Origin of the sequence: Sphingomonas sp. Leaf412, from assembly GCF_001425405.1 — a bacterium.
GTDB lineage: Bacteria > Pseudomonadota > Alphaproteobacteria > Sphingomonadales > Sphingomonadaceae > Sphingomonas.
Genome location: NZ_LMQP01000003.1, coordinates 743998 through 770647, shown reverse-complemented (window position 1 = coordinate 770647; position 26650 = coordinate 743998). Strand labels below are relative to the sequence as shown.

General features: G+C 69.4%; 25 protein-coding genes. 12 read left to right on the top strand and 13 right to left on the bottom strand.

The window, feature by feature from the left end; genetic code table 11:
* Nucleotides 1-53 precede the first annotated feature (53 nt).
* The 3 genes from ASG29_RS10840 (at nucleotide 54) to ASG29_RS10830 (ending at nucleotide 3587) form a co-directional block, all read left to right on the top strand.
* Nucleotides 54-2222: a primosomal protein N' gene (locus tag ASG29_RS10840; protein WP_055985460.1), complete on the top strand. Its 2169-nt coding sequence runs from the start codon at nucleotides 54-56 to the stop codon at nucleotides 2220-2222.
* A gap of 121 nt (nucleotides 2223-2343) precedes the next feature.
* Entirely contained in the window at nucleotides 2344-2592 is a 249-nt protein-coding gene (locus ASG29_RS10835; RefSeq protein WP_055983621.1) for a hypothetical protein, read from the top strand.
* Nucleotides 2589-3587 (top strand): DUF6976 family protein, encoded by a 999-nt coding sequence (locus ASG29_RS10830; protein WP_055983619.1) that lies wholly within the window; start codon nucleotides 2589-2591, stop codon nucleotides 3585-3587. Before ASG29_RS10835 ends, ASG29_RS10830 begins: the two co-directional genes overlap by 4 nt.
* Before the next feature lie 265 nt (nucleotides 3588-3852).
* Here ASG29_RS10830 and ASG29_RS10825 read toward each other — a convergent pair whose 3' ends face one another.
* The 8 genes from ASG29_RS10825 to ASG29_RS10790 form a co-directional block, all read right to left on the bottom strand.
* Nucleotides 3853-4107 (bottom strand): ATP synthase F1 subunit epsilon, encoded by a 255-nt coding sequence (locus ASG29_RS10825; protein WP_055983617.1) that lies wholly within the window; start codon nucleotides 4105-4107, stop codon nucleotides 3853-3855.
* Nucleotides 4108-4219: 112 nt separating this feature from the next.
* Complete coding sequence (locus ASG29_RS10820) at nucleotides 4220-4633, bottom strand: hypothetical protein (protein WP_055983614.1); 414 nt, start codon at nucleotides 4631-4633, stop codon at nucleotides 4220-4222.
* Nucleotides 4634-4635: 2 nt separating this feature from the next.
* Nucleotides 4636-6108 carry a F0F1 ATP synthase subunit beta gene (gene atpD, locus ASG29_RS10815; protein WP_055983612.1) on the bottom strand — a complete coding sequence of 491 codons (1473 nt, stop codon included), beginning with the start codon at nucleotides 6106-6108 and terminating at the stop codon, nucleotides 4636-4638.
* 24 nt (nucleotides 6109-6132) lie between these two features.
* Nucleotides 6133-7014, bottom strand: a complete 882-nt coding sequence (locus ASG29_RS10810; protein ID WP_055983610.1) for a F0F1 ATP synthase subunit gamma — start codon at nucleotides 7012-7014, stop codon at nucleotides 6133-6135.
* 74 nt (nucleotides 7015-7088) lie between these two features.
* On the bottom strand, nucleotides 7089-8618 hold the full coding sequence (gene atpA, locus ASG29_RS10805) for a F0F1 ATP synthase subunit alpha (protein ID WP_055983608.1): 1530 nt from the start codon (nucleotides 8616-8618) through the stop codon (nucleotides 7089-7091).
* Between the two features lie 3 nt (nucleotides 8619-8621).
* Complete coding sequence (locus ASG29_RS10800) at nucleotides 8622-9194, bottom strand: F0F1 ATP synthase subunit delta (RefSeq protein WP_055983605.1); 573 nt, start codon at nucleotides 9192-9194, stop codon at nucleotides 8622-8624.
* A 148-nt stretch (nucleotides 9195-9342) separates the two neighbouring features.
* Nucleotides 9343-10881: a hypothetical protein gene (locus ASG29_RS10795; RefSeq protein ID WP_055983603.1), complete on the bottom strand. Its 1539-nt coding sequence runs from the start codon at nucleotides 10879-10881 to the stop codon at nucleotides 9343-9345.
* A gap of 77 nt (nucleotides 10882-10958) precedes the next feature.
* Nucleotides 10959-11741 (bottom strand): enoyl-CoA hydratase, encoded by a 783-nt coding sequence (locus tag ASG29_RS10790; RefSeq protein ID WP_055983601.1) that lies wholly within the window; start codon nucleotides 11739-11741, stop codon nucleotides 10959-10961.
* An 82-nt stretch (nucleotides 11742-11823) separates the two neighbouring features.
* On the opposite strand from ASG29_RS10790, the gene ASG29_RS10785 reads away from it, so the two are divergent.
* Both ASG29_RS10785 and ASG29_RS10780 read left to right on the top strand, forming a co-directional pair.
* A complete protein-coding gene (locus ASG29_RS10785; RefSeq protein ID WP_055983600.1) occupies nucleotides 11824-13368 on the top strand; it encodes a CpaF family protein in 1545 nt (514 codons plus the stop codon).
* Between the two features lie 196 nt (nucleotides 13369-13564).
* On the top strand, nucleotides 13565-14725 hold the full coding sequence (locus ASG29_RS10780; RefSeq protein ID WP_235532870.1) for a retropepsin-like aspartic protease: 1161 nt from the start codon (nucleotides 13565-13567) through the stop codon (nucleotides 14723-14725).
* 7 nt (nucleotides 14726-14732) lie between these two features.
* Here the strand turns inward: ASG29_RS10780 and ASG29_RS10775 are convergent, their stop codons facing one another.
* Together ASG29_RS10775 and ASG29_RS10770 are read right to left on the bottom strand one after the other, a co-directional pair.
* A complete protein-coding gene (locus tag ASG29_RS10775; RefSeq protein ID WP_055983598.1) occupies nucleotides 14733-15515 on the bottom strand; it encodes a helix-turn-helix domain-containing protein in 783 nt (260 codons plus the stop codon).
* 53 nt (nucleotides 15516-15568) lie between these two features.
* Nucleotides 15569-15763: a hypothetical protein gene (locus ASG29_RS10770; protein ID WP_055983596.1), complete on the bottom strand. Its 195-nt coding sequence runs from the start codon at nucleotides 15761-15763 to the stop codon at nucleotides 15569-15571.
* A 42-nt stretch (nucleotides 15764-15805) separates the two neighbouring features.
* On the opposite strand from ASG29_RS10770, the gene ASG29_RS10765 reads away from it, so the two are divergent.
* Nucleotides 15806-16609, top strand: a complete 804-nt coding sequence (locus ASG29_RS10765; protein WP_055983594.1) for a class I SAM-dependent methyltransferase — start codon at nucleotides 15806-15808, stop codon at nucleotides 16607-16609.
* Nucleotides 16610-16687: 78 nt separating this feature from the next.
* Here the strand turns inward: ASG29_RS10765 and ASG29_RS10760 are convergent, their stop codons facing one another.
* Entirely contained in the window at nucleotides 16688-18499 is a 1812-nt protein-coding gene (locus ASG29_RS10760; protein WP_055983592.1) for a DUF885 domain-containing protein, read from the bottom strand.
* A 111-nt stretch (nucleotides 18500-18610) separates the two neighbouring features.
* Between ASG29_RS10760 and cobA the strand changes: the two genes are divergently transcribed.
* The 5 genes from cobA (at nucleotide 18611) to ASG29_RS10735 (ending at nucleotide 22596) form a co-directional block, all read left to right on the top strand.
* Complete coding sequence (gene cobA / locus ASG29_RS10755; protein WP_055983590.1) at nucleotides 18611-19399, top strand: uroporphyrinogen-III C-methyltransferase; 789 nt, start codon at nucleotides 18611-18613, stop codon at nucleotides 19397-19399.
* Nucleotides 19396-19692 (top strand): DUF2849 domain-containing protein, encoded by a 297-nt coding sequence (locus tag ASG29_RS10750; RefSeq protein WP_055983588.1) that lies wholly within the window; start codon nucleotides 19396-19398, stop codon nucleotides 19690-19692. Before cobA ends, ASG29_RS10750 begins: the two co-directional genes overlap by 4 nt.
* 100 nt (nucleotides 19693-19792) lie before the next feature.
* Nucleotides 19793-21421, top strand: a complete 1629-nt coding sequence (locus ASG29_RS10745; RefSeq protein WP_055985454.1) for a nitrite/sulfite reductase — start codon at nucleotides 19793-19795, stop codon at nucleotides 21419-21421.
* Nucleotides 21414-21845 carry a DUF934 domain-containing protein gene (locus tag ASG29_RS10740; protein WP_055983586.1) on the top strand — a complete coding sequence of 144 codons (432 nt, stop codon included), beginning with the start codon at nucleotides 21414-21416 and terminating at the stop codon, nucleotides 21843-21845. Before ASG29_RS10745 ends, ASG29_RS10740 begins: the two co-directional genes overlap by 8 nt.
* Nucleotides 21838-22596 carry a phosphoadenylyl-sulfate reductase gene (locus tag ASG29_RS10735; protein ID WP_055983583.1) on the top strand — a complete coding sequence of 253 codons (759 nt, stop codon included), beginning with the start codon at nucleotides 21838-21840 and terminating at the stop codon, nucleotides 22594-22596. The genes ASG29_RS10740 and ASG29_RS10735 overlap by 8 nt, the downstream gene beginning before the upstream one ends.
* Nucleotides 22597-22615: 19 nt before the next feature.
* Here ASG29_RS10735 and ASG29_RS10730 read toward each other — a convergent pair whose 3' ends face one another.
* On the bottom strand, nucleotides 22616-23293 hold the full coding sequence (locus ASG29_RS10730; protein WP_055983581.1) for a hypothetical protein: 678 nt from the start codon (nucleotides 23291-23293) through the stop codon (nucleotides 22616-22618).
* A 148-nt stretch (nucleotides 23294-23441) separates the two neighbouring features.
* Here ASG29_RS10730 and ASG29_RS10725 point away from each other — a divergent pair, with 148 nt between their 5' ends.
* On the top strand, nucleotides 23442-24908 hold the full coding sequence (locus ASG29_RS10725; RefSeq protein ID WP_055983580.1) for a DUF4403 family protein: 1467 nt from the start codon (nucleotides 23442-23444) through the stop codon (nucleotides 24906-24908).
* A 101-nt stretch (nucleotides 24909-25009) separates the two neighbouring features.
* On the opposite strand, the gene ASG29_RS10720 is transcribed toward ASG29_RS10725, so the two are convergent.
* A complete protein-coding gene (locus ASG29_RS10720; protein WP_055983577.1) occupies nucleotides 25010-26500 on the bottom strand; it encodes a replicative DNA helicase in 1491 nt (496 codons plus the stop codon).
* Between the last annotated feature and the right edge of the window lie 150 nt (nucleotides 26501-26650).

Here is a 26650-nt window from a genome sequence, read left to right as displayed (position 1 = left end):
CGGTGCGGCCCGCGGCTGGCAACGCGTTCCGTCCCGCGCCATATGGGCCGCGCATGTCCCGCGCCCGCGTCCTCGTCCTGAATTCCGCGCTCGGCCCGCTCGATTACCGCGTGCCCCACGGTATGGCGGTGGAGCCGGGGTCGATCGTCGTCGCGCCGCTGGGGCCGCGCCAGCTGACCGGCGTGGTGTGGGAGCCGGAACGGATGCCGTCGGATGCGGAGGTCGGCGACAATCGGCTGCGCAACCTGCTGGCCGTGTCGGACGCGCCGCCGTTGCGCGCTCCCCTGCGGCGGCTGGTGGAATGGACCGCGGATTACTACCTCGCCTCCCCCGCCGCCGTCGTGCGGATGGCGCTGTCGTCCAATGCCGCGCTGGAGGGCGCGCGCTCCACGATCGAGTATCGCGCGACCGGGCACGTGCCCGACCGGCTGACCCCGCAGCGCGCGCAGGCGCTGGAGCGGATCGGGGAGCGGCAGGGGCTGATCCGCGAGCTGGCGGGGATCGCGGACGTCAGCGACGCGGTGATCCGCGGGCTGGTGAAGGCGGGCGCGCTGGAGGCGGTCGAGGTCGATATCGACAGCCCCTATCCGGTGCCCGATCCCGACCACGCGCCCCCCGCCCTGTCCGACGACCAGCGGGCCGCGGCGGATATTCTGGTCGCGGACGTCGCGGCGGCGGCGTTCCGGCCCACGTTGCTGGACGGCGTGACCGGATCGGGGAAGACCGAGGTGTATTTCGAAGCGGTCGCCGCCGCGATCCGCAGCCAGCGGCAGGTGCTGGTCCTGCTGCCCGAGATCGCGCTGACCGAGCCGTTCCTGAAGCGTTTCCACGACCGCTTCGGGTGCGAGCCGGTGGCGTGGCATTCGGGCCTGCGATCGACGCAGCGGCGGCGGGCATGGCGCGCGATTTCATCGGGCGAGGCGCGCGTGACGGTGGGCGCGCGGTCGGCGCTGTTCCTGCCGTATGCGAACCTCGGCCTGATCGTGGTGGACGAGGCGCACGAGACCAGTTTCAAGCAGGAGGACGGGGTCCATTACCACGCCCGCGACGTCAGCGTCATGCGGGGGAAGTTCGAGGCATGCCCCGTCATCCTGGCCAGCGCGACACCCGCGATCGAGACGCGGCATCAGGTCGCGCTGGGCAATTACGCCGAAGTGCAATTGCCCTCCCGCTTCGGCGCGGCGGAGATGCCGACGATCGAGGCAATCGACCTGATCGCGGAACCGCCGGAGCGCGGGCGGTGGCTGTCGCCGAAACTGGTCGCGGGCCTGACCGACCGGTTGCAGAAGCGCGAGCAGTCGCTGCTGTTCCTGAACCGGCGCGGGTATGCCCCGCTCACGCTGTGCCGGACGTGCGGGCATCGCTTCCAATGCCCCAATTGCACCGCGTGGATGGTCGAGCACCGGCTGACGCGGCGGCTGGCGTGCCATCATTGCGGGCATGTCGAGCCGGTCCCGCGGCTGTGCCCGGAATGCAAGGGCGAGGATACGTTGGTCGCCTGCGGCCCCGGCGTGGAGCGGATCGCGGACGAGGTCGCGGCACTGTTCCCCGAGGCGCGGACCGCGATCGTGACGTCGGACACGATCTGGTCCCCCGCCAAGGCGGCGGAATTCGTCGCGCGGATGGAGGGGGGCGAGATCGACATCGTCGTCGGCACGCAATTGGTGACGAAGGGCTATCACTTCCCGAACCTCACCCTCGTCGGCGTGGTCGACGCGGACCTGGGGCTGGAGGGCGGCGACCTGCGCGCGGCGGAACGCACGTTCCAGCAGGTGCGGCAGGTATCGGGGCGCGCGGGGCGCGGGGAGAAACCGGGGCACGTCTATATCCAGACGCATTCGCCCAAGGCCGGGGTGATGCGCGCGCTCGTCACGGGCGACGCCGACGCCTTCTACGCCGCCGAGACCGAGGCGCGGCGCGATGCGGAGGCGCCGCCGTTCGGCCGCTACGCCGCTATCGTCGTGTCATGCGAGGACCAGGGGAGCGCGCTGGAGACCGCGCGCGCGATCGGGCGCGCGGCGCCCGACGTGGCGGGGATGCACGTCTACGGCCCCGCCCCCGCGCCGCTCGCCATGCTGCGCGGGCGGCATCGCTATCGCCTGCTGGTCCATGCCCGCCGCGCGCTGGACGTGCAGGACGTCATCCGGGCGTGGCTGGCCGCGGTGGACTGGCCGGCGAAGGTACGGGTGGCGGTGGATGTGGACCCGTACAATTTCCTGTAGGCGATCGATCGCCGCCCTACCGCCGGAACGTGTCCCTCGCCCTCCCCGCGCCGTTCGCGTCCGGTGATAAACCTCCCTTAACCAACCTGTGTCTACGCCCCTGCCGACGGGACGAGGGCTTATGGGCACGCAGGACATCACGATCGCGGCGGCGACGCATCCGCGCTGGGGGCAATTGGTATCGGGGGAGATGCAGCCGTCCTACGCCTGCCTCGCGCTGAAACTGATGATGATCCGCATCCGGCACCAGCACGACCGCGATCCGGCGCGTCGCGCCGACCTGATCGCGGAGGTGCGCCGTTTCTTCGTCGCCAACCTGCGCTTCGCCGCACCCGATTATCGCGCCATCTTTCAGGAGCAGGCGGCATGATCGCGGTCGACGGCAACCGGACGATGTTCACGGTCGACGAGGTCGCGGCGATGATCCGCGACGGCCGCGCGCTGCTGCTGGCGGGATGCGAGCCGCTGCTCGACCAACTGCCCCGCGGGCGCTGGATCGCGGGCACGACGCCCTATTTCATGAGCGCGGAAGAAGGCGGCATCGTGGACGAGACGCGCATCTTCGCGCATGTCCTGCCCGACGTCGTCGACGTCGCCTGGCAGGGGCTGCGCGATGCGACCGCGTTGCCGGGTTTCGCGGGCGACGGCGCGGCCAACGGGTTCACCGCGGTGATCCTGCCCGGGGGCAGTCCCGCGGCGGAGCGCTTCGCGGTCAAGGGGCAGGAATGGCCCGGCCTGTTCGACCGGCCCGTGGTGGGCTGGGTTTCCGCCGTGGCGGTGGAGCGGCTGGGCGTCGACAGTCCCAAGGTCTACGACGGCGCGACGGGGACGAAGAGCGCGACCGATGCGGCGATCCTGCACGCCTCCCTCCCCGCGACGCATTTCGCGGCGGTCGATATCGTGACGCTGTTCGAACCGGGCGACGGCCCCGCCCTGACGTTCGACACGGCGGGGTTCGACACCGATGCGATGCGCGTCGACGGCGTACCGATGCGGTTGCGCGACCATGTCGCCGCGGCGGGCGTCGACCTGCGCCTGCCGATGATCGCGGACTATAACGGCGCGCTGGTCGACGTCGCGCTGACCCGGCGACCCGACGGCGGGTTGCAGGCGTTCGCGCCGACCTTCCCCGACATGACCTATCGCTTCGCGAAGCCGGTCGACGACCTGTCGGGACGGCTGTCGCGCATCGCCACGACGGGCGGACCGGCGCCGGCCTTCTCGTGCAACTGCATCTGCAACTGGCAGTATGGCGAGCTGGAGGGGAAGCGGACGGGGACGCTGACCGGGCCGGTGACGTTCGGCGAGATCGCGTACATCCTGCTGAACCAGACCGCGGTGTATCTGACGATCGACGCGGTTTAGGGGGCGTCAGGCCGGGCGTGGTTCGGAGGCGGCGGATGTGCGCCCCAATCGATGCCGGAACGGGTCGCGTTCCTTGCCGGCGTCGATGACGTCACCCCGGACTTTTCCGGGGTCCGCCGTACCGCGTCATCGACGATGTAGGAGGATGCGGCCCGGTGGATGCCGGGACGGGCCCGGCATGACGAATGTGTTCCGCCGGGGGTGCACAACGCGGCCGGAGCGGTGCGTGGTCGGCGACCACGCCCGCGCCCGCGCCCGAACGAAGTCAGCCCGCGTGTTCGGCCAGTACGGTCAGGCCGCGCGCGTTCACCTCCGCGAAGCCGCCGCGGATCGCGATCGGTTCGGGCGTGGAGGTCGCGGACTTCTGCACCAGCACGTCGCCGTCGCGGATCGTCGACATCAGCGGGGCATGCCCCTCCAGCACCGCGAAATCGCCCTCGCTGCCGGGGACGGTGACCATGTACACCTCCTCGCTTCGGACGAGGCGTTCGGGCGTGACGAGTTCGAAATGGAGCGGCATGCTGGATGATCTCATTCTTTGGGGAGCGGGAAAAGCGATACCGTGAACATCGTGGCACCGCGCATCGTCGGCCGACCGAGGATTGCGAGGGCGATCGGTCCCTCCCCGCTGGTCAGCGTATCGAGGACAAAGTCCTTTTTCGGTGGTCGGCGCGCGCCGTCGGCGAACCGGAAACCGCGCGCGACGAACCGGCGAACGAGTGCTTCGTAGACGACCGCGGACGATCTGCCCTCATATTCCACGATGCAGCCGCGCTTTCATATTCCACGATGCAGCCGCGCTTTCCGGCGTTCATTCCGATCCGCACCGCGCCTTCGCGCTCACGGCTCGCGGCGCGGACACCGTTGTCGTTGCGAACCGGCGCGTCATAGCCGGCCCTTGCCAGCGCTTCGACATCCGTCAGGCGCAACGTGCCGTCGAGAACGTGCGCGCAGTCCACGAAGGCCGCGCGCTCGGCCAGCACGGTCGGGGAGACGCCGGCGGCGACGGGGGAAGCGAACGCCACCGCCATCGCCGCCGCGAGCATCCTTACGCCTCCTGCGCCAGCTTCTCGGCCTTGGCGACGACGTCGTCGATGCCGCCGACCATGTAGAAGGCCGCCTCGGGCAGGTGATCGTACTTGCCGTCGACCACCGCCTTGAACGAGCGGACCGTGTCCTCGATCTGCACGAACTTGCCCGGGATGCTGGTGAACACCTCGGCGACGTGGAACGGCTGCGACAGGAACTTCTGGATCTTGCGCGCGCGGGTGACGGTCAGCTTGTCCTCTTCCGACAGCTCGTCCATTCCCAGGATCGCGATGATGTCCTGCAACGACTTGTAGCGCTGGAGCAGCGACTGCACCGCACGCGCGGTTTCGTAATGCTCCTGCCCGACGACGCGCGGTTCGAGCACGCGCGACGTGGAATCGAGCGGATCGACCGCCGGGTAGATGCCCAGTTCCGAAATCGCGCGGTTCAGCACCGTCGTCGCGTCAAGGTGCGCGAACGAGGTCGCCGGGGCCGGATCGGTGAGATCGTCCGCGGGGACGTACACGGCCTGCACCGAGGTGATCGAGCCCTTGTTCGTGGAGGTGATCCGCTCCTGCAACGCGCCCATGTCGGTCGACAGCGTCGGCTGATAACCCACCGCCGACGGGATGCGGCCCAGCAGCGCCGACACTTCCGCGCCCGCCTGCGTGAAGCGGAAGATGTTGTCGACGAAGAACAGCACGTCCTGCCCTTCGACGTCGCGGAAATATTCCGCGATCGTCAGGCCCGACAGCGCGACGCGCGCGCGCGCGCCGGGGGGCTCGTTCATCTGGCCGAACACCAGCGCGACCTTCGATCCCTCGCTGGTCGGGTTGCCGTCCGCATCCTTGGCGATGACGCCCGCGTCGAGGAATTCGTGATACAGGTCGTTGCCCTCGCGCGTCCGCTCACCGACGCCCGCGAACACCGACGTGCCGCCATGGCCCTTCGCGATGTTGTTGATGAGCTCCTGGATCAACACGGTCTTGCCGACGCCCGCGCCGCCGAACAGGCCGATCTTGCCGCCCTTCGCATAGGGGGCGAGCAGGTCGATGACCTTGATGCCGGTGACGAGGATCGAGCTTTCGGTCGACTGGTCGACGAACAGCGGCGCGCTCGCATGGATCGGCGCGTGATGCTCGCTGTTCACCGGGCCGCGCTCGTCGATCGGCTCGCCGATGACGTTCAGGATGCGGCCGAGCGTCGCGGGGCCGACGGGGACGGTGATCTGCGCGCCGGTGTCGGTCACGGTCTGGCCGCGGGTCAGCCCCTCGGTCGCGTCCATCGCGATCGTGCGGACGGTGTTCTCGCCCAGATGCTGCGCGACTTCCAGCACCAGCCGCTGGCCGTTGTTGTCGGTTTCGAGCGCCGACAGGATCGCGGGCAGGTTCTGCTCGAAATGCACGTCGACGACCGCGCCGATCACCTGGCTGATGCGGCCGACGTTGTTGCTGCCGGACGTTTCCGGGCGGGTCTCAAGGACGGTAGCCATGTTCTGCTTCCTGCTTTCGAAAACTTAGAGCGCTTCGGCGCCGGAGATGATCTCGACCAACTCGGTCGTGATCGCGGCCTGGCGGGTGCGGTTATACTGGATCGACAGGCGGTTTATCATGTCGCCCGCGTTTCGCGTGGCGTTATCCATCGCGTTCATGCGGCTGCCCTGTTCCGACGCGGCGTTTTCCAGCATCGCGCGGAAGACCTGGATCGCCACGTTGCGCGGCAACAGGTCGGCGAGGATCGCCTCCTCGTCCGGCTCGTACGTCACCGCGGCGCCGCCGTCGTTGGCCGACGACACCGCGTCGATGGGCACCGCGACGGGGATGATCTGCATGCCCGTCGGGATCTGCACCAGCGCGGACTGGAACTTCGCGTAGAACAGATGCGCGACGTCGAACTCGCCCGCCTCGAAGCGGCGGATCAGGTCGTCCGCGATCTCGCGCGCCTGCTCGAAGCCCAGGGTCTTGTGCTGGCCCAGTTCGTGGTCCGCGACGATGCCGTTGGGATAGAAGCGCTTCAGGACGCGCCCCTTCTTGCCCGCGAGGTAGAAGCGCACGGTCTTGCCCTGCCCTTCCAGCTCCTCCGCCTTCTTGCGCGCGGCGCGGACGATGTTGGTGTTGAACGCGCCCGCAAGGCCGCGCTCCGACGTGGCGACGACGATCAGGTGGACCTGGTCCTTGCCGGTGCCCGCCAGCAGCTTCGGCGAGGATTCGCTCACCGTCACCTTGCTGGCCAGCGACGCCATGACGCCCTCCAGCCGCTCGGCATAGGGACGCCCGGCGACCGCCGCCTCCTGCGCACGGCGCAGTTTCGCGGCGGCGACCATCTTCATCGCCTTGGTGATCTTCTGGGTCGACTTGACCGAGTTGATCCTGACCTTGAGGGCCTTCAGACTAGCCATCGTCTTCCTTCGTTGTGCCTCCGCGAAGGCGGAGGCCCAGACTGGGTCCCCGCCTTCGCGGGGACACAACTAACCTACGCGAACGTCTTCGCGAACGAGTCGAGCGCAGCCTTCAGCTTGCCCTTCGCCTCGTCGCCCAGATCGCGGGTGTCGCGGATCGTGGTCAGCACGTCGGCGTGGTCGCTGCGCAGATAGCTGAGCAGCGCGGCCTCGTAGCGCGTCACGTCGGTCACCGCGACATTGTCCAGATACCCCTGCGTGCCCGCGAAGATCGACGCGGTCTGCTCCTCGAACGGCATGGGCGAGAACTGCGCCTGCTTCAGCAGCTCGGTCAGACGCGCGCCGCGGTTCAGGAGGCGCTGCGTCGAGGCGTCGAGGTCGGAGCCGAACTGCGCGAACGCGGCCATTTCGCGATACTGCGCCAGCTCCAGCTTGATCGAGCCGGACACCTTCTTCATCGCCTTCGTCTGCGCGGCGGAACCGACGCGGCTGACCGACAGGCCGACGTTGATCGCCGGGCGGATGCCCGCGAAGAACAGGTCGGTTTCGAGGAAGATCTGCCCGTCGGTGATCGAGATCACGTTCGTCGGGATATAGGCCGACACGTCGCCCGCCTGCGTCTCGATGATCGGCAGCGCGGTGAGCGACCCGCCGCCGTTCGCGTCCGACATCTTCGCCGCACGCTCCAGCAGGCGCGAGTGGAGATAGAACACGTCGCCCGGATACGCCTCACGGCCCGGCGGGCGGCGCAGCAGCAGCGACATCTGGCGATACGCCACGGCCTGCTTCGACAGATCGTCGAACACGATCAGCGCGTGCATGCCGTTGTCGCGGAAATATTCGCCCATCGCGGTGCCGGTGTAGGGCGCCAGGAACTGGAGCGGGGCGGGCTCCGACGCGGTGGCGGCGACGACGATGGAATATTCCATCGCGCCATTCTCCTCCAGCGTCTTCACGAGCTGCGCGACAGTCGAGCGCTTCTGGCCGACCGCGACGTACACGCAGTACAGCTTCTTCTTCTCGTCCGTCCCGGCGTTCACGCCCTTCTGGTTGATGAAGGCGTCGATCGCGACCGCGGACTTGCCGGTCTGGCGATCGCCGATGATGAGTTCGCGCTGGCCACGGCCGACGGGCACGAGGGCGTCGATCGCCTTCAGGCCCGACTGCATCGGCTCGCTGACCGACTGGCGCGGGATGATGCCCGGTGCCTTGACCTCGACGCGGCTGCGCTGGTCCGACACGATCGGCCCCTTGCCGTCGATCGGATTGCCCAGGCCATCGACCACGCGGCCCAGCAGGCCCTTGCCGACGGGGACGTCGACGATCGTGCCCGTGCGCTTGACGGTGTCGCCTTCCTTGATCTCGGCGTCCGAGCCGAAGATCACGACGCCGACATTGTCCGCCTCGAGGTTCAGGGCCATGCCCTGCACGCCGTTGGCGAAGGCGACCATCTCACCCGCCTGCACGTTGTCGAGGCCGTAGATGCGCGCGATGCCGTCGCCGACGCTGAGCACCTGGCCGGTCTCGCTGACCTGGGCCTCGGTGCCGAAACTGGCGATCTGGTCCTTGATGACCTTCGAGATTTCTGCGGCGCGGATATCCATTGTTTAGCCCTTCATCGCCTGCGCGAGAGTGTTGAGTCGGGTGCGGATCGACGAATCGATCATCTGGGAACCGATGCGGACGACCAGCCCGCCGAGCAGCGCCGGATCGACCGACAGGTCGACCGACACCTCGCGGCCGACACGCTGGCGCAGCTGCTGCTTCAGTTCGGCGATCTGATCGTCGTTGAGCGGGTGCGCGCTGGTCACGTCGGCGGTCGTTTCGCCGCGGTGGCGCGCGGCGAGCGCGCGGAAGGCGCGGATGATGCGCGGCAGTTCGCCCAGGCGCCGGTTTTCCGCCAGCACGCCCAGGAACGACTTCGTCGTGGCATCCACGCCCAGTTCGTCGGCGACGCCCAGCACCGCCTTGGTCGCGGCACCGCGCGCGATCAGCGGCGACGCCGTCAGCGCCGCGAAATCGGCCGATTCGTCGAGCGCGCGCCGGACCGTCGACAGACTGCGCTCGACCGAATCGATCGCCTTCGCCTCCGCCGCCAGTTCGAACAGCGCGGTCGCATAGCGGCCGCCGAGCGACGCCTGGATGCTGTTGCTGCCTTGATTACCGCTGGAATGATCCACGCGATTCGCTTTCCTCGTGCCGCAAGAATGGGCCTCGTGCGACCAGGCGGCACCGCGGCGGGCACCATCGCTCGAGTTGGCGGGCGCGTAGCATCGGGTCCCGCCCGATGCAACCGGGTCGCGCCGTCGCGGCGGTGCGCACGGGTGGTCAGCCGGGCGGCTTCGGGGTCGCGTCCTCCGGCGCGGCGTCGAGGTCGGCCAGCACGCTCTTCGCCGTGGCGCCCTCCTCCAGCTTCTTCACCGCCGCCATCACGCGCGGATCGCTGCCGTGGGGATTATAGGCGAGCGGGCGAAACAGCCGCAGCGCGGTGTCGCGATCGCCGTCTACCAGCGCCTGTCGCGCGGCGGACGCGCGCAGGCCGGCATCCTGCGGCACCAGTTCCTGCGCACGGATCAGCCCCTTGATCGCGCTCGCATTGGGATCGACGCCCTGCGCCGCAAAGGTGCCGTAGTACGCCATCAGCACCGCGGCATCGTCGGGCGACAGGCGATTGGCGGCCAGCAACGGCCGGCGCACCGCCTTCCACGTCGCCTCGTCCGTCGCCTTCGCCGCGATCGCACGCGCGGCCAGGACGTGCGAGCGATACCGCAGCGCCTGTCGCGATGTCGGATCCGCCGCCAGCGCGCGATCCGCGGCCGCGGCGGCGGCATCGAGCCGGTCCGCGTCGAACGCCATCTCGGCAAGCCAGCCCTGTACGACCGCGTCGCCGGGAAAGCCCGCGGCGACGGCAGCGGCGCGGGCATACACCCTGGCCCCCGCCTTCGCATCGACCCCGCGCACCGATTCCATCCGCAGCCGGATCAGCGCCGCCTGTCCCGGCGGCAGTTCGCGCACCGTGGCGGGGACGATCGGCAGCTTGTCGTCGGGCATTCCGATCGCGCTCATATGACGCGCATGCAGATATCGCCCCAGCGCGCGGTCGAGCGATTTCAGGTCGCCGAACGCGCGCTGCGCCGCCTCCTGCCCCGGGGTGCCCGCGTTGACCGCGGCCAGATAGGTGTTGAGCTTCGCCACCCCGCCCGGCGTCATCAGCAGATAATGCGTCAGCAGCCAGCCGCGTGCGTAGAGCTGGTCGATCTCGGCCGGACTGCCGCGCCGCGTAAGATCGAACAACCGCCCGACCGGCAGGCGATATCTGCCCAGCAGGCTGTAGGCGCGGTGATTGGCGGGAGAGCCGAGGATCGTCTTCCCGTCCTCGCGCCGTGCGGTCGAGACGAATTCGGCGAACCCTTCCGAGAACCATGCCGGGAAGGCGTACGCCTTGTTGCCCAGCAGGAAATGGTGGCCGTATTCGTGGTAGAGGACGATCTGGGGATTGAGTTCGTTGATGCCGCCCGATCCGGCGCGGCGCGGCGTGAAGGCGACCGACCCGCTGGCGCGCCCGACGTAGAAGCCGCCGACGTTGCCGCCGCCGCGACCGTAGAGGCGCTGGATCGCCTCCAGGTCGGGCAGGACATAGATGGTGAGCTTGTTCGCGTCCGCGCCGGGCACGTCCTCCTGCTTCAGGAAGAGGCGCGAGATCGCGTCGAGCCGTTCGAGGTCGTCGGCCATCTTCTGCACCGCCGGCGCGCTGTCGTCGGCGTAGACGGTGAAGTGCCGCGTCGTCGCCTCATGCCACGTCGCCGCCGCTGGCACGGCGACGCACGCCGTCACGACCGCGGCGAGCGCACCGATCATCCTGCCCATCACCCGTGCGACCCCGCCCGTTCCACCGTCATCAGCCGCGAGTCTGGACATCCGTATGTACGGTCGCAAGCGCCAGATTACTGGTTTCGCCCCCGCGCCTGGACCGCGGCGCGGCGGGCCTCCACCGAGGCGGGCGTCACCAGCCGGTTGGCGGCGGTCGAGCGCGCCTGTTCCAGCGCCATCCCCTCCCCGAAGGACAGCGCGAAGCCGTCGTCGATCAGGCGCTTGTACGCCGCCACGAAGGCGGGATCGGCGGAGGCGATGTCCGCCGCCAGCGCGCGCGCGGCGGGCAGCAGCGCGTCGGGCGCCACGACGCGGTTGACCAGGCCCCAGGCGCAGGCGGTCTGCGCGTCGAGGAAATTGCCGCTGAACGACAATTCCTTCGCACGCGACACGCCGATCATCCGCGACAGCTTCTGCGACAGGCCCCAGCCCGGCATGACGCCGACGCGCGCATGCGTATCGGCGAAGCGTGCCGCGGTGCTGGCGATCAATATGTCGCACGCCAGCGCCAGTTCGAAGCCGCCGGTGATCGCGACGCCGTTGATCGCGCCGATCACGGGCTTTCGGCACGCCTCCACCGCCCGCACCGGGTTCGCCGCCGCATCGGTCGCGTTCGCCGCGCCCAGCGCGCCGGGGGTGGAGCCCAGTTCCTTCAGGTCCAGCCCCGCGGTGAACGCGCGCTCCCCCGCCCCCGTCAGCACGACGCAGGCGACGGAATCGTCGCGGTCGAGGTCGGTCATCGCATCGTACAAGGCGGCGCGCATCGCCTGCGACAGCGCGTTCATCGCCGCGGGGCGGTTCAGCGTCACCGTCGCGACCGCGCCGTCGCGCGTTACCAGTACAGGCTCGTCCATCATCGTCTCCTCCGCGTCATGGTTAGGCAATTCTAAAGGCTTGGCCACTAGCCCTGCACCACGATTACGCGAGGGATCGAGTGGAATGAGCGCGTTCGGGCGACGGGGCGGGATCGGCGGCGGCGGCGGAGCGGGGGTGCGCCCCGGCTTCGGCGTGGCGCGCCCGATGCAGGGCGGCGGCATGCAGCGCAACGACGCGGGCGGCGCGACCGCGGGGGAGCAATTCCCGCCGCTGGACGCGCTGGCGCTGGCGCTGGAGACCGACGGCCTGTCCGCGACCACCCCGCCCGCGCAGCTGGACGCGATGGCGCGGCTGACCGAGCGGCAGAACGCCAGCGGCGAATCGGGATCGAGCCGGGTCGAGGGGTTCGAGGCGTCGATCCACCGCATCAAGGAACAGGTCCTCCCCCGCCTGCTGGAACGCGTCGATCCCGAGGCCGCGGCGACGCTGGGCAAGGACGAGCTGGCGGAGGAATTCCGCCCGATCATCGGCGAGGTGCTGGCGGAGCTGAAGCTGACGCTGAACCGGCGCGAGCAGTTCGCGCTGGAAAAGGTGCTGGTCGACGAACTGCTGGGTCTGGGGCCGCTGGAGGAACTGCTGGCCGATGCGGACATCAGCGACATCATGGTCAACGGCCCCGACCAGACGTTCGTGGAGCGCAAGGGCAAGCTGGAGCTGGCGCAGATCCAGTTCCGCGACGAGGAGCATCTGTTCCAGATCGCGCAGCGCATCTGCAACAGCGTCGGCCGCCGCGTCGACCAGACCAGCCCGCTGGCCGACGCCCGCCTGAAGGACGGCAGCCGCGTCAACGTCATCGTCCCGCCGCTGAGCCTCAAGGGCACGGCGATCTCGATCCGCAAATTCTCCGCCAAGCCGATCACGCTCGACATGATGGCCGGGTTCGGCAGCATGTCGCCGAAAATGGCTACCGCGTTGAAGGTGGCGGGCGCCAGCCGGTTCAACATCGTCATCTCGGGCGGCACCGGATCGGGCAAGACGACGATGCTGAACGCCATTTCGAAGATGATCGACCCGGGCGAGCGCGTGCTGACGATCGAGGACGCGGCGGAATTGCGGTTGCAGCAGCCGCACTGGCTGCCGCTGGAAACGCGCCCCGCCAACCTGGAGGGTCAGGGCGAGATCAGCATCCGCGACCTGGTCAAGAACGCGCTGCGCATGCGCCCGGACCGCATCATCCTGGGCGAAATCCGCGGCAGCGAGTGTTTCGACATGCTCGCCGCGATGAACACCGGCCACGACGGATCGATGTGCACCCTCCACGCCAACAGCCCGCGCGAGGCGCTGGCGCGGATGGAGAACATGGTGATGATGTCCGACATCAAGGTCCCGAAGGAGGCGATCAGCCGCCAGATCGCGGATTCGGTCGAGCTCATCATCCAGGTGAAGCGCCTGCGCGACGGCAGCCGCCGCGTGACCAACATCACCGAGGTCATCGGGATGGAAGGCCCCGTCATCGTGACGCAGGAATTGTTCAAGTTCGAATATCTGGACGAAAGCGCCGACGGGAAGATCATCGGCGAATACCGGTCGATGGGCCTGCGCCCCTACACGCTGGACAAGGCGCGGCAATACGGCTTCGACCAGGCGTATCTGGAGGCGTGCCTGTAGGATCGGGAATTCTTCCAGCACCGGTGCGGTTCGGTGCGCATGGCGGATGTTGATCCTCGCTTCCGAGCCGACGCCCAGTTCCCTTGTGCTCCCGCGAAGGCGGGAGCCCAGTCTGGGTCCCCGCCTTCGCGGGGACACAATCGAGAAACTGCGCGCCCGCTTCTCGCCGCGCGCCGCCGCGCGTAGGGAGCGACGCGTGCGTATCCTCTTCTCCCTCCTCGCCTTCCTCGCGCTCGCCGGTGCGGCGCCGGTGGCCACGCTTGCGCCCGACAGCGAGGCGCGGTGGGTCGCGTTCGACCTGACGCCGGGGAACCAGATCCGCTTCGCGATGACGCTGGACGGCCGCGCGGTCACCGCGATCCTCGACACCGGGGTCAGCATGTCCGTCCTGGCGCGGCGCTACGCCGCGGCGCAGGGCCTTGCGATCACCGCGGGCGGGCGGGCGACCGCGATCGGGGGGAGCGTCGCGGTCGGCAGGGTCGATACCGCGACGCTGGCGATCGGCGGACTGGTCCGGCGCGGCGGCACGCTGGCGGTGGTGGACCTGCCCGCGGCGGCGACGGGCGGGGCGGCGGCCGTCGACCTGCTGGTCGGTCGCGACCTGACCGCGCCCTTCGCGCTCGACATCGATTACGCGCACCGCCGCTTCCGCTTCCTGCCGTCGGGGCGGATGCCCTTCCCCGGCATCGCCGCGCCGCTGTCGATCGCGCCCGACCGGCTGGTGTACGTCAGCGACGTCGGCCTCGGCGGGCAGCGCTTCCAGCCCGTCGTCGTCGATACCGGCGACGGTTCCGCCGTGACGCTGTCGCACGCCGCGTGGGCGCGCGCGATGCCCGCGGGGACGCCGGCGACCACCACCGTGTCCTACGGCATCGCGGGCGCGGTGGTCAGCGGCATGGCGATCGTCCCCGAGCTGACCGTCGGGCGCGCGACCGCCCGCGACGTGGAGGTGAGGATCGAGCCGCCGGGCGGCTTTTCCGACACCATCCGCGTCGCGGGGCGGATCGGATCGGGCTTCCTCCAGCGCTATCGCGTGCTGCTGGACCCCGCGGCCGGGCACATGCTGCTGGCCGCGGACCCCGCCGCCGCCACCGCGCCGGTCCGGTCGACCAGCGGATTGCTGCTGGGCGTGGCGCGCGACCGGCTGAAGGTGCTGCACGTCATGCGCGGTGGCCCCGCCGCGGCGGCGGGATGGCGCGACGGCGAAGCGATCTGCGCGATCGACGGTATCGCGATCGGGCCGGACTATGTCGGCAGCGCGCAGGCCGGCTGGCCCACCGCCGCCGCGGGCCGCGCCGTCGCGTTGCGGATGTGCGACGGCGCGGAGCGGCGGCTGACGCTGCGGCGATTCTATTGAAAGGGCATCACCCGATCGTCACGCCCACGATCCGCCACGCGCCGCCCTCGCGGTCCAGCGTCACCGTCTCCACCGCCTCGCCCTTGTTGGCGAAGGACGTGCGGAACTTCACCACCTCGTAGCCGTGCGGCGGTGCGGGCAGATTCTCCTGGCTCAGCAAGGTGCGCGACGTGACCGCGCCCAGCGGCACGCGCACCTTCTCCGACACGTCGGCCCACACCGTGGCGGTGTTCAGCTTCCGGAACGCGGTGCCGAACGAACGATAGCTTTCGTCCCATTTGCCCTGGTCGACCAGCAGCAGGAATTGCCGCGCCGCATCCACCACCGCGGCGTCGGGCGTTTGTGTGGGTGCGGGCGCCGGGGCGGACGCGGGGGCGGGGGCGGATTGCGGAAGGGTGGCGAGGGCCAGCAGGCCGAGGACGAGGGTCATGAGGACGACTCCGATGATGATCGAGGGCCGGCGATATGCCCGCCCCGCGCCGCCGGTCGGCGCATCCCCGGGATCGACCGCAACGGACGCCGGGTCTGCCCCGATTTGCCTGTCCCCCAGCAATTCGGGGGCCGCGCCGGCGACGTCGCGCTCCGCCGCCAGCAGGATGCGCGCGGCTTCCCGGCTGCTGGACACCGCCAGCTTGCGCCGCGCGTCGCGCAGCCGCTCGTTGATCGTGTGGACCGACAGCCCCAGGCTGCGCGCGGTCGATTTCGCGTCGTGACCGCGCACGATCAGGCGCAGCGTCTGCTTCTCCTTCTCGGAAAGCGCCCGCAATCCTTCCTCGACCCGCATGTCCATTCCGATCGACCTACGTGCCGCCCCCGTCGGGAGCTACCCCCAAAAAATCGGGGTCACCCCTTCCACGCCAGCAGCGCCGCGCCCGCCGCGACGAACACCGCCAGGACCTGCACCGTCGTCCAGTCGACCCAGCCGACCGCGTCGACGTCGTCGCGGCGGCGGCGCCGCGCATCGCGCCAGCCCGCCGCTATCGCCACCGCGATCGCCGCGCCCGCCAGCGCGAAGAGGAGGTCTTGCCACTCGATCATCGCTCGCCCACACCCGCGGCATCACCTTCCGAAGGAATCGCCATGACATTCCGTCCCCTGTTCGCGATCGCCGCCGTCGCGGGCGCCGGCGTTGCCGCCTATGCCGCCGCGCCGCAAGCCCGCGATGCCGCCCCCGACGCGGCCGTCACCCGCGCGATCGCCAACCCCGCGCGCAGCGAGGCGAACCGCGCGCGCGACGCGTGGCGCCACCCGGCGCAGACGCTCGCCTTCTTCGGCGTGACTCCCGCGAAGAAGGTGGTGGAATTCATCCCCGGCGGCGGCTGGTACAGCGAGATCCTGGCGACGATCCCGGCGAAGGGCGGCAGCTACACCGCGCTGGTCACGCCGCGCAGCGTCGAGGGCACGACGAAGATGCTGGCCGAAAAGAAGCTGACCGGTACGGTCGCCACGCTGGACGGCGCGACCGGCGCGTCGACGGTGCCCGCGAACAGCCAGGACGTGGTGCTGACGTTCCGCAACATCCACAACCTGACGATGGGCGGCGGCACGACCGCGGCGAATGCGTTCAAGGCGTGGTTCACGATGCTGAAGCCCGGCGGCACGCTGGGCATCGTGGAGCACCGCCTGCCCGAAGGCGCGGACACCGCGCTGGAAGCCAAGAGCGGATACCTGAAGACCAGCACGGTCGTGAAGCTGGCCGAGGCGGCCGGGTTCCGGCCGGCGGGCGCGTCGGAGGTGAACGCCAACCCGAAGGATACGCACGATCACCCCGAAGGCGTCTGGACGTTGCCGCCGACCTATCGCCTGGGCGACGTCGACCGCGCCAAATATGCCGCGATCGGCGAAAGCGACCGGATGACGCTGCGCTTCGTAAAGCCGAAGTAGGCATCCGCCGCCAACGCGGTTCCGGGGCAAGCGCAAGGCCCCTCCCGACAGAGGGAGGGGCCCATCCGGAACCGCGGCCTATTCCCCCCCCGCCGCGATCCAGTCGTCGATCTTCTTCTCCAGCACCGTCATCGGCAGCGCGCCGGTGTCCAGCACCGCCGCGTGGAACCTGCGCGGGTCGAATGTCGCGCCCAGCGTCGCCTGCGCCTTCGCCTTCAGCCGCTGGATCGTCAGCGCGCCGGTCTTGTACGCCAGCGCCTGCCCCGGCACCGCGATATAGCGTTCGACCTCCGCGGTCGCGTCGCTGAGCGGCATCGGGGAATTGTCGGTCATGTACTTGATCGCCCGGTCGCGGGTCCATCCCTTCGCATGCAGCCCGGTGTCGACGACCAGCCGCATCGCCCGCAGCATCTCGTCGTTCAGGCCGCCCATGCGCTGGTACGGGTCGCTCTCGACCCCCAGTTCCTTCCACAACGTCTCGGCATACAATGCCCAGCCCTCGACATAGGCGGTATTGCCGCCGAAGCGCATGAAGGCGGGCAGCGCCTCGTTCTCCTGCGCCAGGCTGATCTGGAAATGATGCCCCGGCACCGCCTCGTGCAGGTACAGCGTCTCCTCACCCCATTTGTAGCGGTTCTTCAGGTCGTAGGTGTTGTAGTAGAAGATGCCGGGGCGCGAACCGTCGGGCGTGCCCTGGTTGTAGGAGCCCGCGGCGTCGCCTTTCTCGCGGAAGGCGGGGACCGGGCGGATCTCCAGCTTCGCACGCGGCAGGAGCGAGAATTGCTCGGGAATGCGCGTCGCCACGCGCCGGCCGATCGCCTCGTAATCCAGCCGCAGTTCCTCCGCCGTCTTCGGCTGGAAGCGCGGTTCGGTGCGCAGATAGGTGAAGAAGGCGGGCAGGTCGCCCTCGAAGCCCGTGGCCGCCTTCTGCTTCTCCATCTCGCGCAGGATGCGCGCCACCTCCGAAAGGCCCAGCGTATGCACCGCGTCCGCGGTCTGCGGCAACGTCGTCTGCGCCTCGATCAGATAATCGTAATAGGCCGCCCCGCCCGGCAGCGCGGACAGGCCGACCGTGTCGCGCGCCCTGGGCAGGTACGTGTCGCGCAGGAAATCGCGGATGCGCACGTGCGCCGGGGTGACGACGTCGCGGATCTGCGCGGCATAGGCGGCGCGCAGCCGCGCCTGCTCCGCGGCGGGGATGCCCGCGGGGAAGGTCTTCACCGGGGCGTAGAAGGTCGATCCCTCCACCCCTTCCGCGATCAGGGCGTCGAACTGCCCGATCATGTTGCGCACGACCAGCTTCGGTTCGGTGATGCCCGCGGCCAGTCCGGCGCGGAAGCGCGCGACGATCCGGTCCAGGATCGCGGCATATTCGGACGTGCGGCGCAGCGTGGCGTCGTAATCCGCGACCGTCTTGAAGGGCGCCGCGCCGGTGCCGGACACGATGTCGGGATAATAGGCCTGGAGGCCGAAGAAATGCGTGATCGGCATCGCCTCGTCCAGCGCGCGATATTCGGGCGCGAAGCCGCGCAGCGCCACCTGTGCATCGGTGCGGAACACGTCGTAGGCGATGCGGTTCACGGGCGACAGGCGGGCGCGGTCGATCGTGCGCAGCGCGGCGAGATCGCGCTCCAGATTGGCCTTCTGCGCCGCGCGATAGCCGTCGGTGTACAGATCCCCGATCCGGTCGGGCCAGCGCATGTCGCCCCGGAACAGCGCGGACAGCGGGTTCAGCCGCAACGTCGCCTCGTCGCTGGCGTGGAACAGCGCGGACAGCTTCGCATCCTCCGCGCTGTCGCCCGCCTTCGCCACGGGGGGCCGCGGCGCCGGGCTCTGGGCGAGGGCGGGAAGCGGGACGGTGGCGGCGAGGAGCAGGGCGATCAGGCGCAAGGACGGTACTCCGGAAGGATGACGGCCATCGCCTAGCGCGAAAGCGCAGCTAAGCCAAAGCCAAGCATCGCTCGATTGCGCCCCGCCCCCGCGCGGCCCATCTGCGCCGTCATGGCAAGCCTTCTCGATCCGCACGCGCGCGGCCGCGTCATCCTCGTCGGTGCCGGCCCGGGCGACCCCGGCCTCCTGACCGTCCGCGCGGTGGAGGCGATGGCGTCGGCCGACGTCGTCGTCCACGACGGCCTGATCGATCCGCGCGTCCTGGACCTCGCGCCCGCCGGGGCGGTGCGCATATCGGTGGCGAAGAAGCGCGCGCGGCACACGTTGCCGCAGGAGGCGATCAACGCGCTGATCGTCGCGCACGTGCGCACCGGCGCGCGCGTCGTGCGGCTGAAGGGCGGCGACCCGTTCATCTTCGGTCGCGGCGGCGAGGAGGTGGAGGCGGTGCGCGCCGCGGGCCTGCCGGTGGAGGTGATCCCCGGCGTCTCGGCGGCCCTGGGCTGCGCGGCGGAGGCGATGCTGCCGCTGACCCACCGCGATCACAGCAGCGCGGTCAGCTTCGTCGCCGGGCAGTGCAAGGGATTGAGCGAGCAGGACTGGTCCGGCCTCGCCGGGCAGGGCCGCACGCTGGTGATCTACATGGGCGTCGCCACGGCGGAGGCGATCGCGGACAAGCTGATGGCCGACGGCGTCGCGCCCGACATGCCCGTCGCGGTGCTGGAAAAGGGCACCTGCCCCGGCCATCGCGCGCTGAAGACATTGCTGGCGGACCTGGGCGCGATGGTGGCGCGCGAGGACGTGTGCAGCCCCGCGATCATCGTCGTGGGCGAGGTGGTCGAACTGTCCGACGCGCAGGACAAGCTGGCATCCTATGCGCAGGTAGCGGAGGCGATGGCGTGAGGATCATTACCGGCAACGACCTCGCCACCGGCGACGTGACCTGGTGGACCGGCGACGGCTGGTCGCGCCATGTCGAGGATGCGACCGACGCGGGCCCGCAGGCCGAGGGGATCGCGCGCGAGGAGGAAGCCGCGCGGCGGGTGAACGGCCCGTACGTGATCGAGGCGAGCGAGACGCCCGACGGCCCCCGCCCCGCCCATATCAAGGACCGCATCCGCGCGCTGGGTCCGACGGTCCGCCCCGACCTGACGCTGAAGCCCGCGGATGCGAATGCCGGGAGCTGGGTGATATGAGCCGCGCGCCCACCGTCACCCCGGCGAAGGCCGGGGTCCAGAGCCACAAAGCGCAGTGCGCGGATCGCTGGATCCCAGCCTGCGCCGGGATGACGAGCTGATGTACAAATACGATACCTACGATCAGGCGATCGTCGACGCCCGCGTGGACGAGTTCCGCGACCAGGTGCAGCGCCGCATGGCGGGCGAGATGACCGAGGACCAGTTCAAGCCGCTGCGGCTGATGAACGGGCTCTATCTCCAATTGCACGCCTACATGCTGCGCGTCGCGGTGCCGTACGGCACGCTGGACGGGCGGCAGATGCGGATGCTGGGGCATATCGCGCGCAAGTACGATCGCGGATACGGCCATTTCACGACGCGGCAGAACATCCAGTACAATTGGATCAAGCTGTCCGAAGCCCCTGATATCCTTGCCGATCTCGCCACGGTGGAGATGCATGCGATCCAGACGTCGGGCAATTGCATCCGCAACATCAGCAGCGATCAATACGCGGGCGCCGCGGCGGACGAGGTCGCCGATCCGCGCCCGTGGGCGGAATTGCTGCGGCAGTGGAGCACCTTCCACCCCGAATTCAGCTACCTGCCGCGCAAGTTCAAGATCGCGGTCATCGCCGCGGACGAGGATCGCGCCGCGATGCGCCTGCACGATATCGGTATCCGGCTGGTGACGCGCGACGGCATATTGGGCGGTGAGGTATATGTCGGTGGCGGCATGGGCCGGACGCCGATGATCGCGCCGCTAGTGCGCGACTTCGTCACCGCGGACGACCTGCTCAGCTATCTGGAGGCGTGCCTGCGCGTCTACAATCGCTACGGCCGGCGTGACAATATCTACAAGGCGCGGATCAAGATCCTGATCCACGAACTGGGTGTCGACGAATACCGGCGGCAGGTGGAGGAGGAATTCGTGGCGGTGAAGGCGCTGGGGATCGATCCCCCGGCGGCGGAGCTGGCGCGGATCGAAGCCATGTTCGCGCCCCCCGCGTTCGATGACGGCGGCGCGGCGCCGGATCGCGGCGACCCCGATTTCGCGGTGTGGCTGGACCAGAACGTGAAGCCGCACAAGGCGCCCGGCCATGCGATCGTCAACATCTCGCTGAAGCCCATCGGCGGTATCCCCGGCGACGCGTCGGCGGACCAGATCGACGTCATGGCGGACCTTGCCGAACGCTACGGCTTCGACGAACTGCGCGTCACGCATGCGCAGAACATCGTCCTGCCGCACGTGCGCCAGGGCGACCTGACGCCGGTGTGGGAGGCGCTGGTCGCGGCGGGATTGGCGGAGGCGAACCTCGACCTCATCAGCGACATCATCGCCTGCCCCGGGCTGGATTATTGCAGCCTGGCGAACGCGCGCTCGATCCCGCTGGCGCAGAAGATCGCGACCCGCTTCGCCGATCCGGCGCGGCAGCGCGACCTGGGCGAACTGAAGCTGAAGATCAGCGGCTGCATCAACGCGTGCGGGCATCACCACGCGGGGCATATCGGCGTGCTGGGCGTCGACCGGAAGGGGACGGAGAATTACCAGCTCCTGCTCGGCGGATCGGGCGCGGAGGACGTGTCGCTGGGGAAGATCACCGGGCCCGGTTTCGACGAGGACGGCGTGGTCGACGCGATCGAAAGAGTGACCGGCAAGTATCTGGAAGTGCGCGAGAACGACGAGCGCTTCGTCGATACCTATCGCCGCGTCGGCATGGATGTGTTCAAGGAGGCGATCTATGGGTGAGGCCCTGCTGCGCTTCCGCGACGATGCGGCGCATGACGAACCCGCGGTGACGCTGGACGCCTTCCTCGACGGACAGACCAACGCTGGCGCGGTGCGGGTCGAGGCGGGCGACGACGCGCGCCGCCTGCTCGGCCATCTCGACCGCGTCGCGCTGATCGAGGTCAGCTTCCCCGGCTATCGCGACGGACGCGGCTATTCCTCCGCGCGCATCCTGCGCGAGGGCGGCTATACCGGCGAACTGCGCGCCGCGGGCGACGTGCTGGTCGACCAGATCGCGTTCATGCGCCGCTGCGGTTTCGACAGCTTCGCGCCCGAGGCACCGATCGATCAGGCCGCGCTGGATCGCGCGCTGACCCGCTATACCGATCACTACCAGCCCGCCGCCGACAATATCGTGCCGGTGTGGAGGAAGCGGCATGGCTGAACCTGCCCGCATCCTCGACCAGATCGACGTCCGTCCCGCCTTCACGGTCGCGGATGCGGCCGCGCTGGAGGCGCGCTTCGCGGGCGTCGACGCGCCCGAGATGCTGTGCGCGCTGCTGGGCGGGGAATTGCGCGGGCGGGTGGCGGCGGTGTCGTCGTTCGGCGCGGAATCGGCGGTGCTGCTGCACATGGTGGCGGCGGTCGATACCGACGTGCCGGTCGTTTTCACCAATACGCAGAAGATGTTCGGCGAGACTCTTGCCTACCGCGATGAACTGTCGGAGCGGCTCGGCTTCACCGACCTGCGCGTTTACCGCCCCGATCCGCGGCTATTGCGGCTGAAGGACGAGAAGGGGCTGCGCTGGTCGTACGACCCGGACGGATGCTGCGACCTGCGCAAGGTGGAGCCGCTGCGCCGTGCGCTGGTGCCGTTCGACGCCTGGATTTCGGGGCGCAAGGGGTTCCAGGCGAAGACGCGCGCCGCGCTGCCGCGGTTCGAGATCGACGAGGGGCGGTTGAAGATCAACCCGCTCGCCGACTGGGGCAAGGAACGCCTCGACGCCTATTTCGCCGATTACGATCTGCCGCGCCATCCGCTGGAGGCGGCGGGCTATCCGTCGATCGGCTGCCTGCCGTGCACCAGCAAGGTGCAGCCGGGCGAGGATCCGCGCGCGGGCCGCTGGCGCGGATGGGACAAGGTGGAATGCGGCATCCACGTGCCCGAGAAGCCGGGCGAGGAACCCGCGTTCTGATCCCCCGCCCGGCGCCCGGTCAGAAGCGCCAGCCGATCATCAGTTGCAGGATCGGATAGACCTTCACCTTGTCGATGTCGTCTTGCAGGTCGCGGCGTTCGGCCTCCAGGCTGGCGCGGAAACCGGCGTCGTTCGCCGCGGTGCCGCTGGCACGGAACTCGCGCAGGCGCGCCTGGCCCTGGAACAGCACGCCCAGTTCGGTGCCGAAGAAGAAGCCCTTCCGGTTCGACCCCGCCCAGCCGAGCGTCAGCGCGGGCGCGAACTTCTTCACGTCCGCGCCGCCCGACAGCACGCCGACCTGCGCCGCGGTATAATCCTCGCCGCCGACGGTCACCGTGCCGCCGTCCGACGGCGTCGCGCGCACGTCGACGCGGTTGCGGTTGATCCGCGCGCCGCCCGACACGCGGAAGCTGCCGCCGAACGGATGGACGTCGACCATCGCGCCGAAGGACTTCAGCTTCAGGTCGCCGCGATAGGTGATATCGTCCGAATCGAAATCTGCGCCGAAACCGAGGAAGGTCGCACTTCCGCGGATCCCGATATGGTCGGACAGGCGCACGCCCACCTCCGGTCCGATCCCCAGCGTCCCCGCGGTCACGCCCGCGACGATCCGCGGCCCGTCGTCGGTTTCCTGCGCCGTCGCGGGCACGGCCGCCATCGACGCCGCAAGCGCGGACGCCATCATCCAGTTCTTCATAAACCCCCCAAGATTCGATCGCGGCCCGCCCCTCCGGCGGCCCGCGCCTTGGGTCATAGCGTGGGCGGGCGTGCCGAGATTGGACGAAAGTGCGCGATCCGATAACCGTTACGGTTCGGCAACCAACGCCGCGACGCCGCGTTCATCGATGGCTTTGCGTAACCCGTCCGCCCCTGCCCTGCTCCTTCTCCTCGCGGGAACGGTGGCGGGTTGCGGGCGCGATGCGGGCAATCCGGCGCCGCCGCGCGCGACCGGCACGGTCGACCTTCCGGGCGAGAGCTCCACGATCGTCGTGCCCGTCACCGCCTCCCTCGACGCGGTCGAACGCGGGCTGGACCGCGAAACGCCGCAGGTGCTGTGGCGGATCGACCAGCATCGCGACCGGTGCATCGCGGGGCGAAAGGTGGCGGGGGTGAAGGTCACGCCGGACCTGGGCTGTCGCATCGTCGGCGAGGCGCGACGCGGGCGCATCACGGTGGCGGGCGCGGGCGAGCGGCTGACATTGGTCATGCCCGTCACCGCGACCGTGCGCATCCGCGACCTGGGCGGCGTGGCGGGAGAGACGGCGACCGCGGTGGCCATGGTCCGGGCGAACGCACGGCTGGGGATCGTCGACGATTGGCGACCGCGCGCGACGATCGACATCGGCTATGCGTGGCGACGCGAGCCGGGCATCGACATCCTGGGACAGCGTGTCACCTTCACGCGGCAAGCCGATGAGAAACTGAAGGATGTGGTCGCGAAGCTGGAACGCGACCTGCCGCGGCACCTGGCGCGCATGGACGTGAAAGCGCAGCTGGACCGGGCGTGGGCCGAGGGGTTCACGACCATCCAGCTGAACCGCCGCAACCCGCCCGCATGGATGCGCGTGACCCCGCGCGCGATCGGCGTCGGCGGCTATCGCGTCGATGGTCGCCAATTGCGCCTGACGCTGGCGGCGGAGGCGTTGACCGAAAGCTTCGTCGGCGATCGCCCCGCCGATCCCGTCCCCACCCCCCTGCCCCCGCCGTCGCGGGTGGCGAGCGGGGCGGGCTTGCGCTTCTTCATCCCGGTGCTGGCCGATTATCGCCAGCTGGAGCCCGTGGTGCAGCGCGAATTGCGCGAACTGGCGACGAAGGGGATCACGCTGGCGGGGGTCGGCGCGGTCGATGCGACATTCGGGAAGGTCACGATCTACGCGACCGAGGGCAATCGGCTGGCGGTGGGCGTCCGCACCGAGGTGAAGGCACGCGACGGATCGCTGGGCGTGACGAAGGGGGAGGTCTGGCTGACCGCGCTGCCGTGGAACGCCGAAGGGTCGCAGGTGGTGCAGGCGCGCGACATCGGGTTCGCGACGAAAACCGATTCGCAGGTCGTGAACCTGCTGGTCCGCCTGTTCGAAAGCCCGGCGGTGCTGGCGGGGGTCGAAGGGGCGCTACGCCATGATTTCGCGGGCGACTATGCCAAGGTGCTGGCCAAGGCGCAGGCGGCGATCGGATCGCGACGGCGCGGCGACTTCCTGCTGTCCGCCCATGTCACGCGCGTGACCAACGGGCGCATCCGCGCGACCGCGCAGGGCCTGTTCCTGCCCGTCCGCGCGGAAGGCGAGGCACGGATCGAATACCGGCCGCGATAGGCGAGGAGACTTTCCGTTCGCCCTGAGCGACGTCGAAGGGCATGCGTAGAGCATAGGCTTCGACTGCGCTCAGCCCGAACGGAAGTCCGGGCGTGTAACACTCAATATCCCGCATAGTCGCTGAACCGCGTGATCGTCGGATCGAACTTCAGCGTCACCTTCCCCGTCGCGCCGTGGCGCTGTTTCGCGACGATCAGCTCGGCCAGGCCGTAGACGCGTTCCATGTCCGCGGCCCAGCGGGCGTGGTCCTCGAACGCGCGGGTGTCGTCGCCCTCCGCGGGGCGCTTGGGCTCCTTGGCCGCGATGTAATAATCCTCGCGGAACACGAACCACACCATGTCGGCGTCCTGCTCGATCGATCCCGATTCGCGCAGGTCGCTCAATTGCGGGCGCTTGTCCTCGCGCTGCTCCACCGCGCGGCTGAGCTGCGACAGGGCCAGCACGGGGACGTTCATGTCCTTGGCCAGCGTCTTCAGCCCGCGGCTGATCTCGGAAATCTCCTGCACGCGATTGCCGTCGCCGGTCTTGCCGGAGCCGCTGAGCAATTGCAGGTAATCCACGACGACAAGGCCGATTTCGTTGTTGTGGCGCCGTTGCAACCGGCGGACGCGCGTGTGCAGCGCGCCGATGCTGAGGCCGCCGGTATCGTCGATGAACAGCGGCAGATTCTCCAGCTCCACCGCGGCGGCGGCGAGCTGCTCGAACTCGCTCTTGCTGATCTTGCCCATGCGCAACGCCTCGGAACTGATCCGCGACTGCTCCGCCAGGATACGCGTCGCCAGCTGGTCCGCGCTCATCTCCAGGCTGAAGAAGGCGACCTTCGCCCCCACCGACTTGGCGGGCGGGATGCCGTCGCGCATGTCGTGCATCCAGCGTTGCGCCGCGTTGAAGGCGATGTTGGTGGCGAGCGATGTCTTCCCCATGCCGGGACGCCCGGCCAGGATCATCAGATCGCTGTGGTGCAGGCCGCCGATCTTGGCGTTGATCGAATCGAGCCCGGTCGTCACGCCCGACAGGTTTCCGCCCCAGTTCAGGGCCTTCTCCGCCATTCTTACCGCCATGGTCGCGGCCTGGGCGAAGCTTTTCACGGTCGATTCGGACTGGCCGTCGGCGGAGACCTTGAACAATTCCTCTTCCGCCAGCTCGATCTGCGCGCGCGGGTTCACCTCCTCGCTGGTGTCCATCGCGCGGTCGACCAGCGTGCGGCCGACCGTCACGAGCGAGCGGAGCATGGCCAGGTCGTAGATCTGGTTCGCGAACTGCCGCGCGCCGATCAGCCCCGCGCCCGAGCCGGTCAGCTGCGCCAGATAGGCCGGACCGCCCAGCTCGCGCATCCCCTCGTCCGCCTCGAACATCGGGCGCAGCGTGACGGGCGAGGCCAGCATGTCCTTGCCGCGCAAGGTCTTGATCGCGGCGAAGACGCGGCCGTGGACGGGTTCGTAGAAATGCTGCGGCTCCAGCCGGTCGACGATGTCGTCGGCCAGCCGGTTGTCGATCAGCATCGCGCCGAGCATCGCCGCCTCCGCCTCCACGTTGCGGGGCAGCTGGATCGGTTCGGCCGGGGCCGGATGGGGGAATGCGAGGGTCGCCATGCCGGGCGGTGTAGCGGACGCGGGGGGAAAGCGGAATGTCCGTCACTGTGGATAACATGGACGAGCCGGGTTTGGCGCACCCCACCTCCGTTCGCCCTGAGCGAAGTCGAAGGGCAAGCGCCAAGGTCGGCACATGGGCTTCGACTTCGC

Excerpts from the sequence above, each read along its gene's own strand:
- ASG29_RS10775 (WP_055983598.1), bottom strand. The coding sequence starts at position 15,515 with ATGGACATGCGGGTCGAGGAAGGATTGCGGGCGCTTTCCGAGAAGGAG.
- ASG29_RS10735 (WP_055983583.1), top strand. The coding sequence starts at position 21,838 with ATGGCTGAACCTGCCCGCATCCTCGACCAGATCGACGTCCGTCCCGCC.
- ASG29_RS10825 (WP_055983617.1), bottom strand. The coding sequence starts at position 4,107 with ATGCCGCTCCATTTCGAACTCGTCACGCCCGAACGCCTCGTCCGAAGC.
- atpD (WP_055983612.1), bottom strand. The coding sequence starts at position 6,108 with ATGGCTACCGTCCTTGAGACCCGCCCGGAAACGTCCGGCAGCAACAAC.
- ASG29_RS10790 (WP_055983601.1), bottom strand. The coding sequence starts at position 11,741 with ATGATGGACGAGCCTGTACTGGTAACGCGCGACGGCGCGGTCGCGACG.
- cobA (WP_055983590.1), top strand. The coding sequence starts at position 18,611 with ATGGCAAGCCTTCTCGATCCGCACGCGCGCGGCCGCGTCATCCTCGTC.
- ASG29_RS10730 (WP_055983581.1), bottom strand. The coding sequence starts at position 23,293 with ATGAAGAACTGGATGATGGCGTCCGCGCTTGCGGCGTCGATGGCGGCC.
- ASG29_RS10820 (WP_055983614.1), bottom strand. The coding sequence starts at position 4,633 with ATGCTCGCGGCGGCGATGGCGGTGGCGTTCGCTTCCCCCGTCGCCGCC.
- ASG29_RS10795 (WP_055983603.1), bottom strand. The coding sequence starts at position 10,881 with ATGGGCAGGATGATCGGTGCGCTCGCCGCGGTCGTGACGGCGTGCGTC.
- ASG29_RS10770 (WP_055983596.1), bottom strand. The coding sequence starts at position 15,763 with ATGATCGAGTGGCAAGACCTCCTCTTCGCGCTGGCGGGCGCGGCGATC.
- ASG29_RS10830 (WP_055983619.1), top strand. The coding sequence starts at position 2,589 with ATGATCGCGGTCGACGGCAACCGGACGATGTTCACGGTCGACGAGGTC.
- ASG29_RS10745 (WP_055985454.1), top strand. The coding sequence starts at position 19,793 with ATGTACAAATACGATACCTACGATCAGGCGATCGTCGACGCCCGCGTG.
- ASG29_RS10810 (WP_055983610.1), bottom strand. The coding sequence starts at position 7,014 with ATGGCTAGTCTGAAGGCCCTCAAGGTCAGGATCAACTCGGTCAAGTCG.
- ASG29_RS10835 (WP_055983621.1), top strand. The coding sequence starts at position 2,344 with ATGGGCACGCAGGACATCACGATCGCGGCGGCGACGCATCCGCGCTGG.
- ASG29_RS10720 (WP_055983577.1), bottom strand. The coding sequence starts at position 26,500 with ATGGCGACCCTCGCATTCCCCCATCCGGCCCCGGCCGAACCGATCCAG.
- ASG29_RS10725 (WP_055983580.1), top strand. The coding sequence starts at position 23,442 with ATGGCTTTGCGTAACCCGTCCGCCCCTGCCCTGCTCCTTCTCCTCGCG.
- ASG29_RS10840 (WP_055985460.1), top strand. The coding sequence starts at position 54 with ATGTCCCGCGCCCGCGTCCTCGTCCTGAATTCCGCGCTCGGCCCGCTC.
- ASG29_RS10765 (WP_055983594.1), top strand. The coding sequence starts at position 15,806 with ATGACATTCCGTCCCCTGTTCGCGATCGCCGCCGTCGCGGGCGCCGGC.
- ASG29_RS10740 (WP_055983586.1), top strand. The coding sequence starts at position 21,414 with ATGGGTGAGGCCCTGCTGCGCTTCCGCGACGATGCGGCGCATGACGAA.
- atpA (WP_055983608.1), bottom strand. The coding sequence starts at position 8,618 with ATGGATATCCGCGCCGCAGAAATCTCGAAGGTCATCAAGGACCAGATC.
- ASG29_RS10785 (WP_055983600.1), top strand. The coding sequence starts at position 11,824 with ATGAGCGCGTTCGGGCGACGGGGCGGGATCGGCGGCGGCGGCGGAGCG.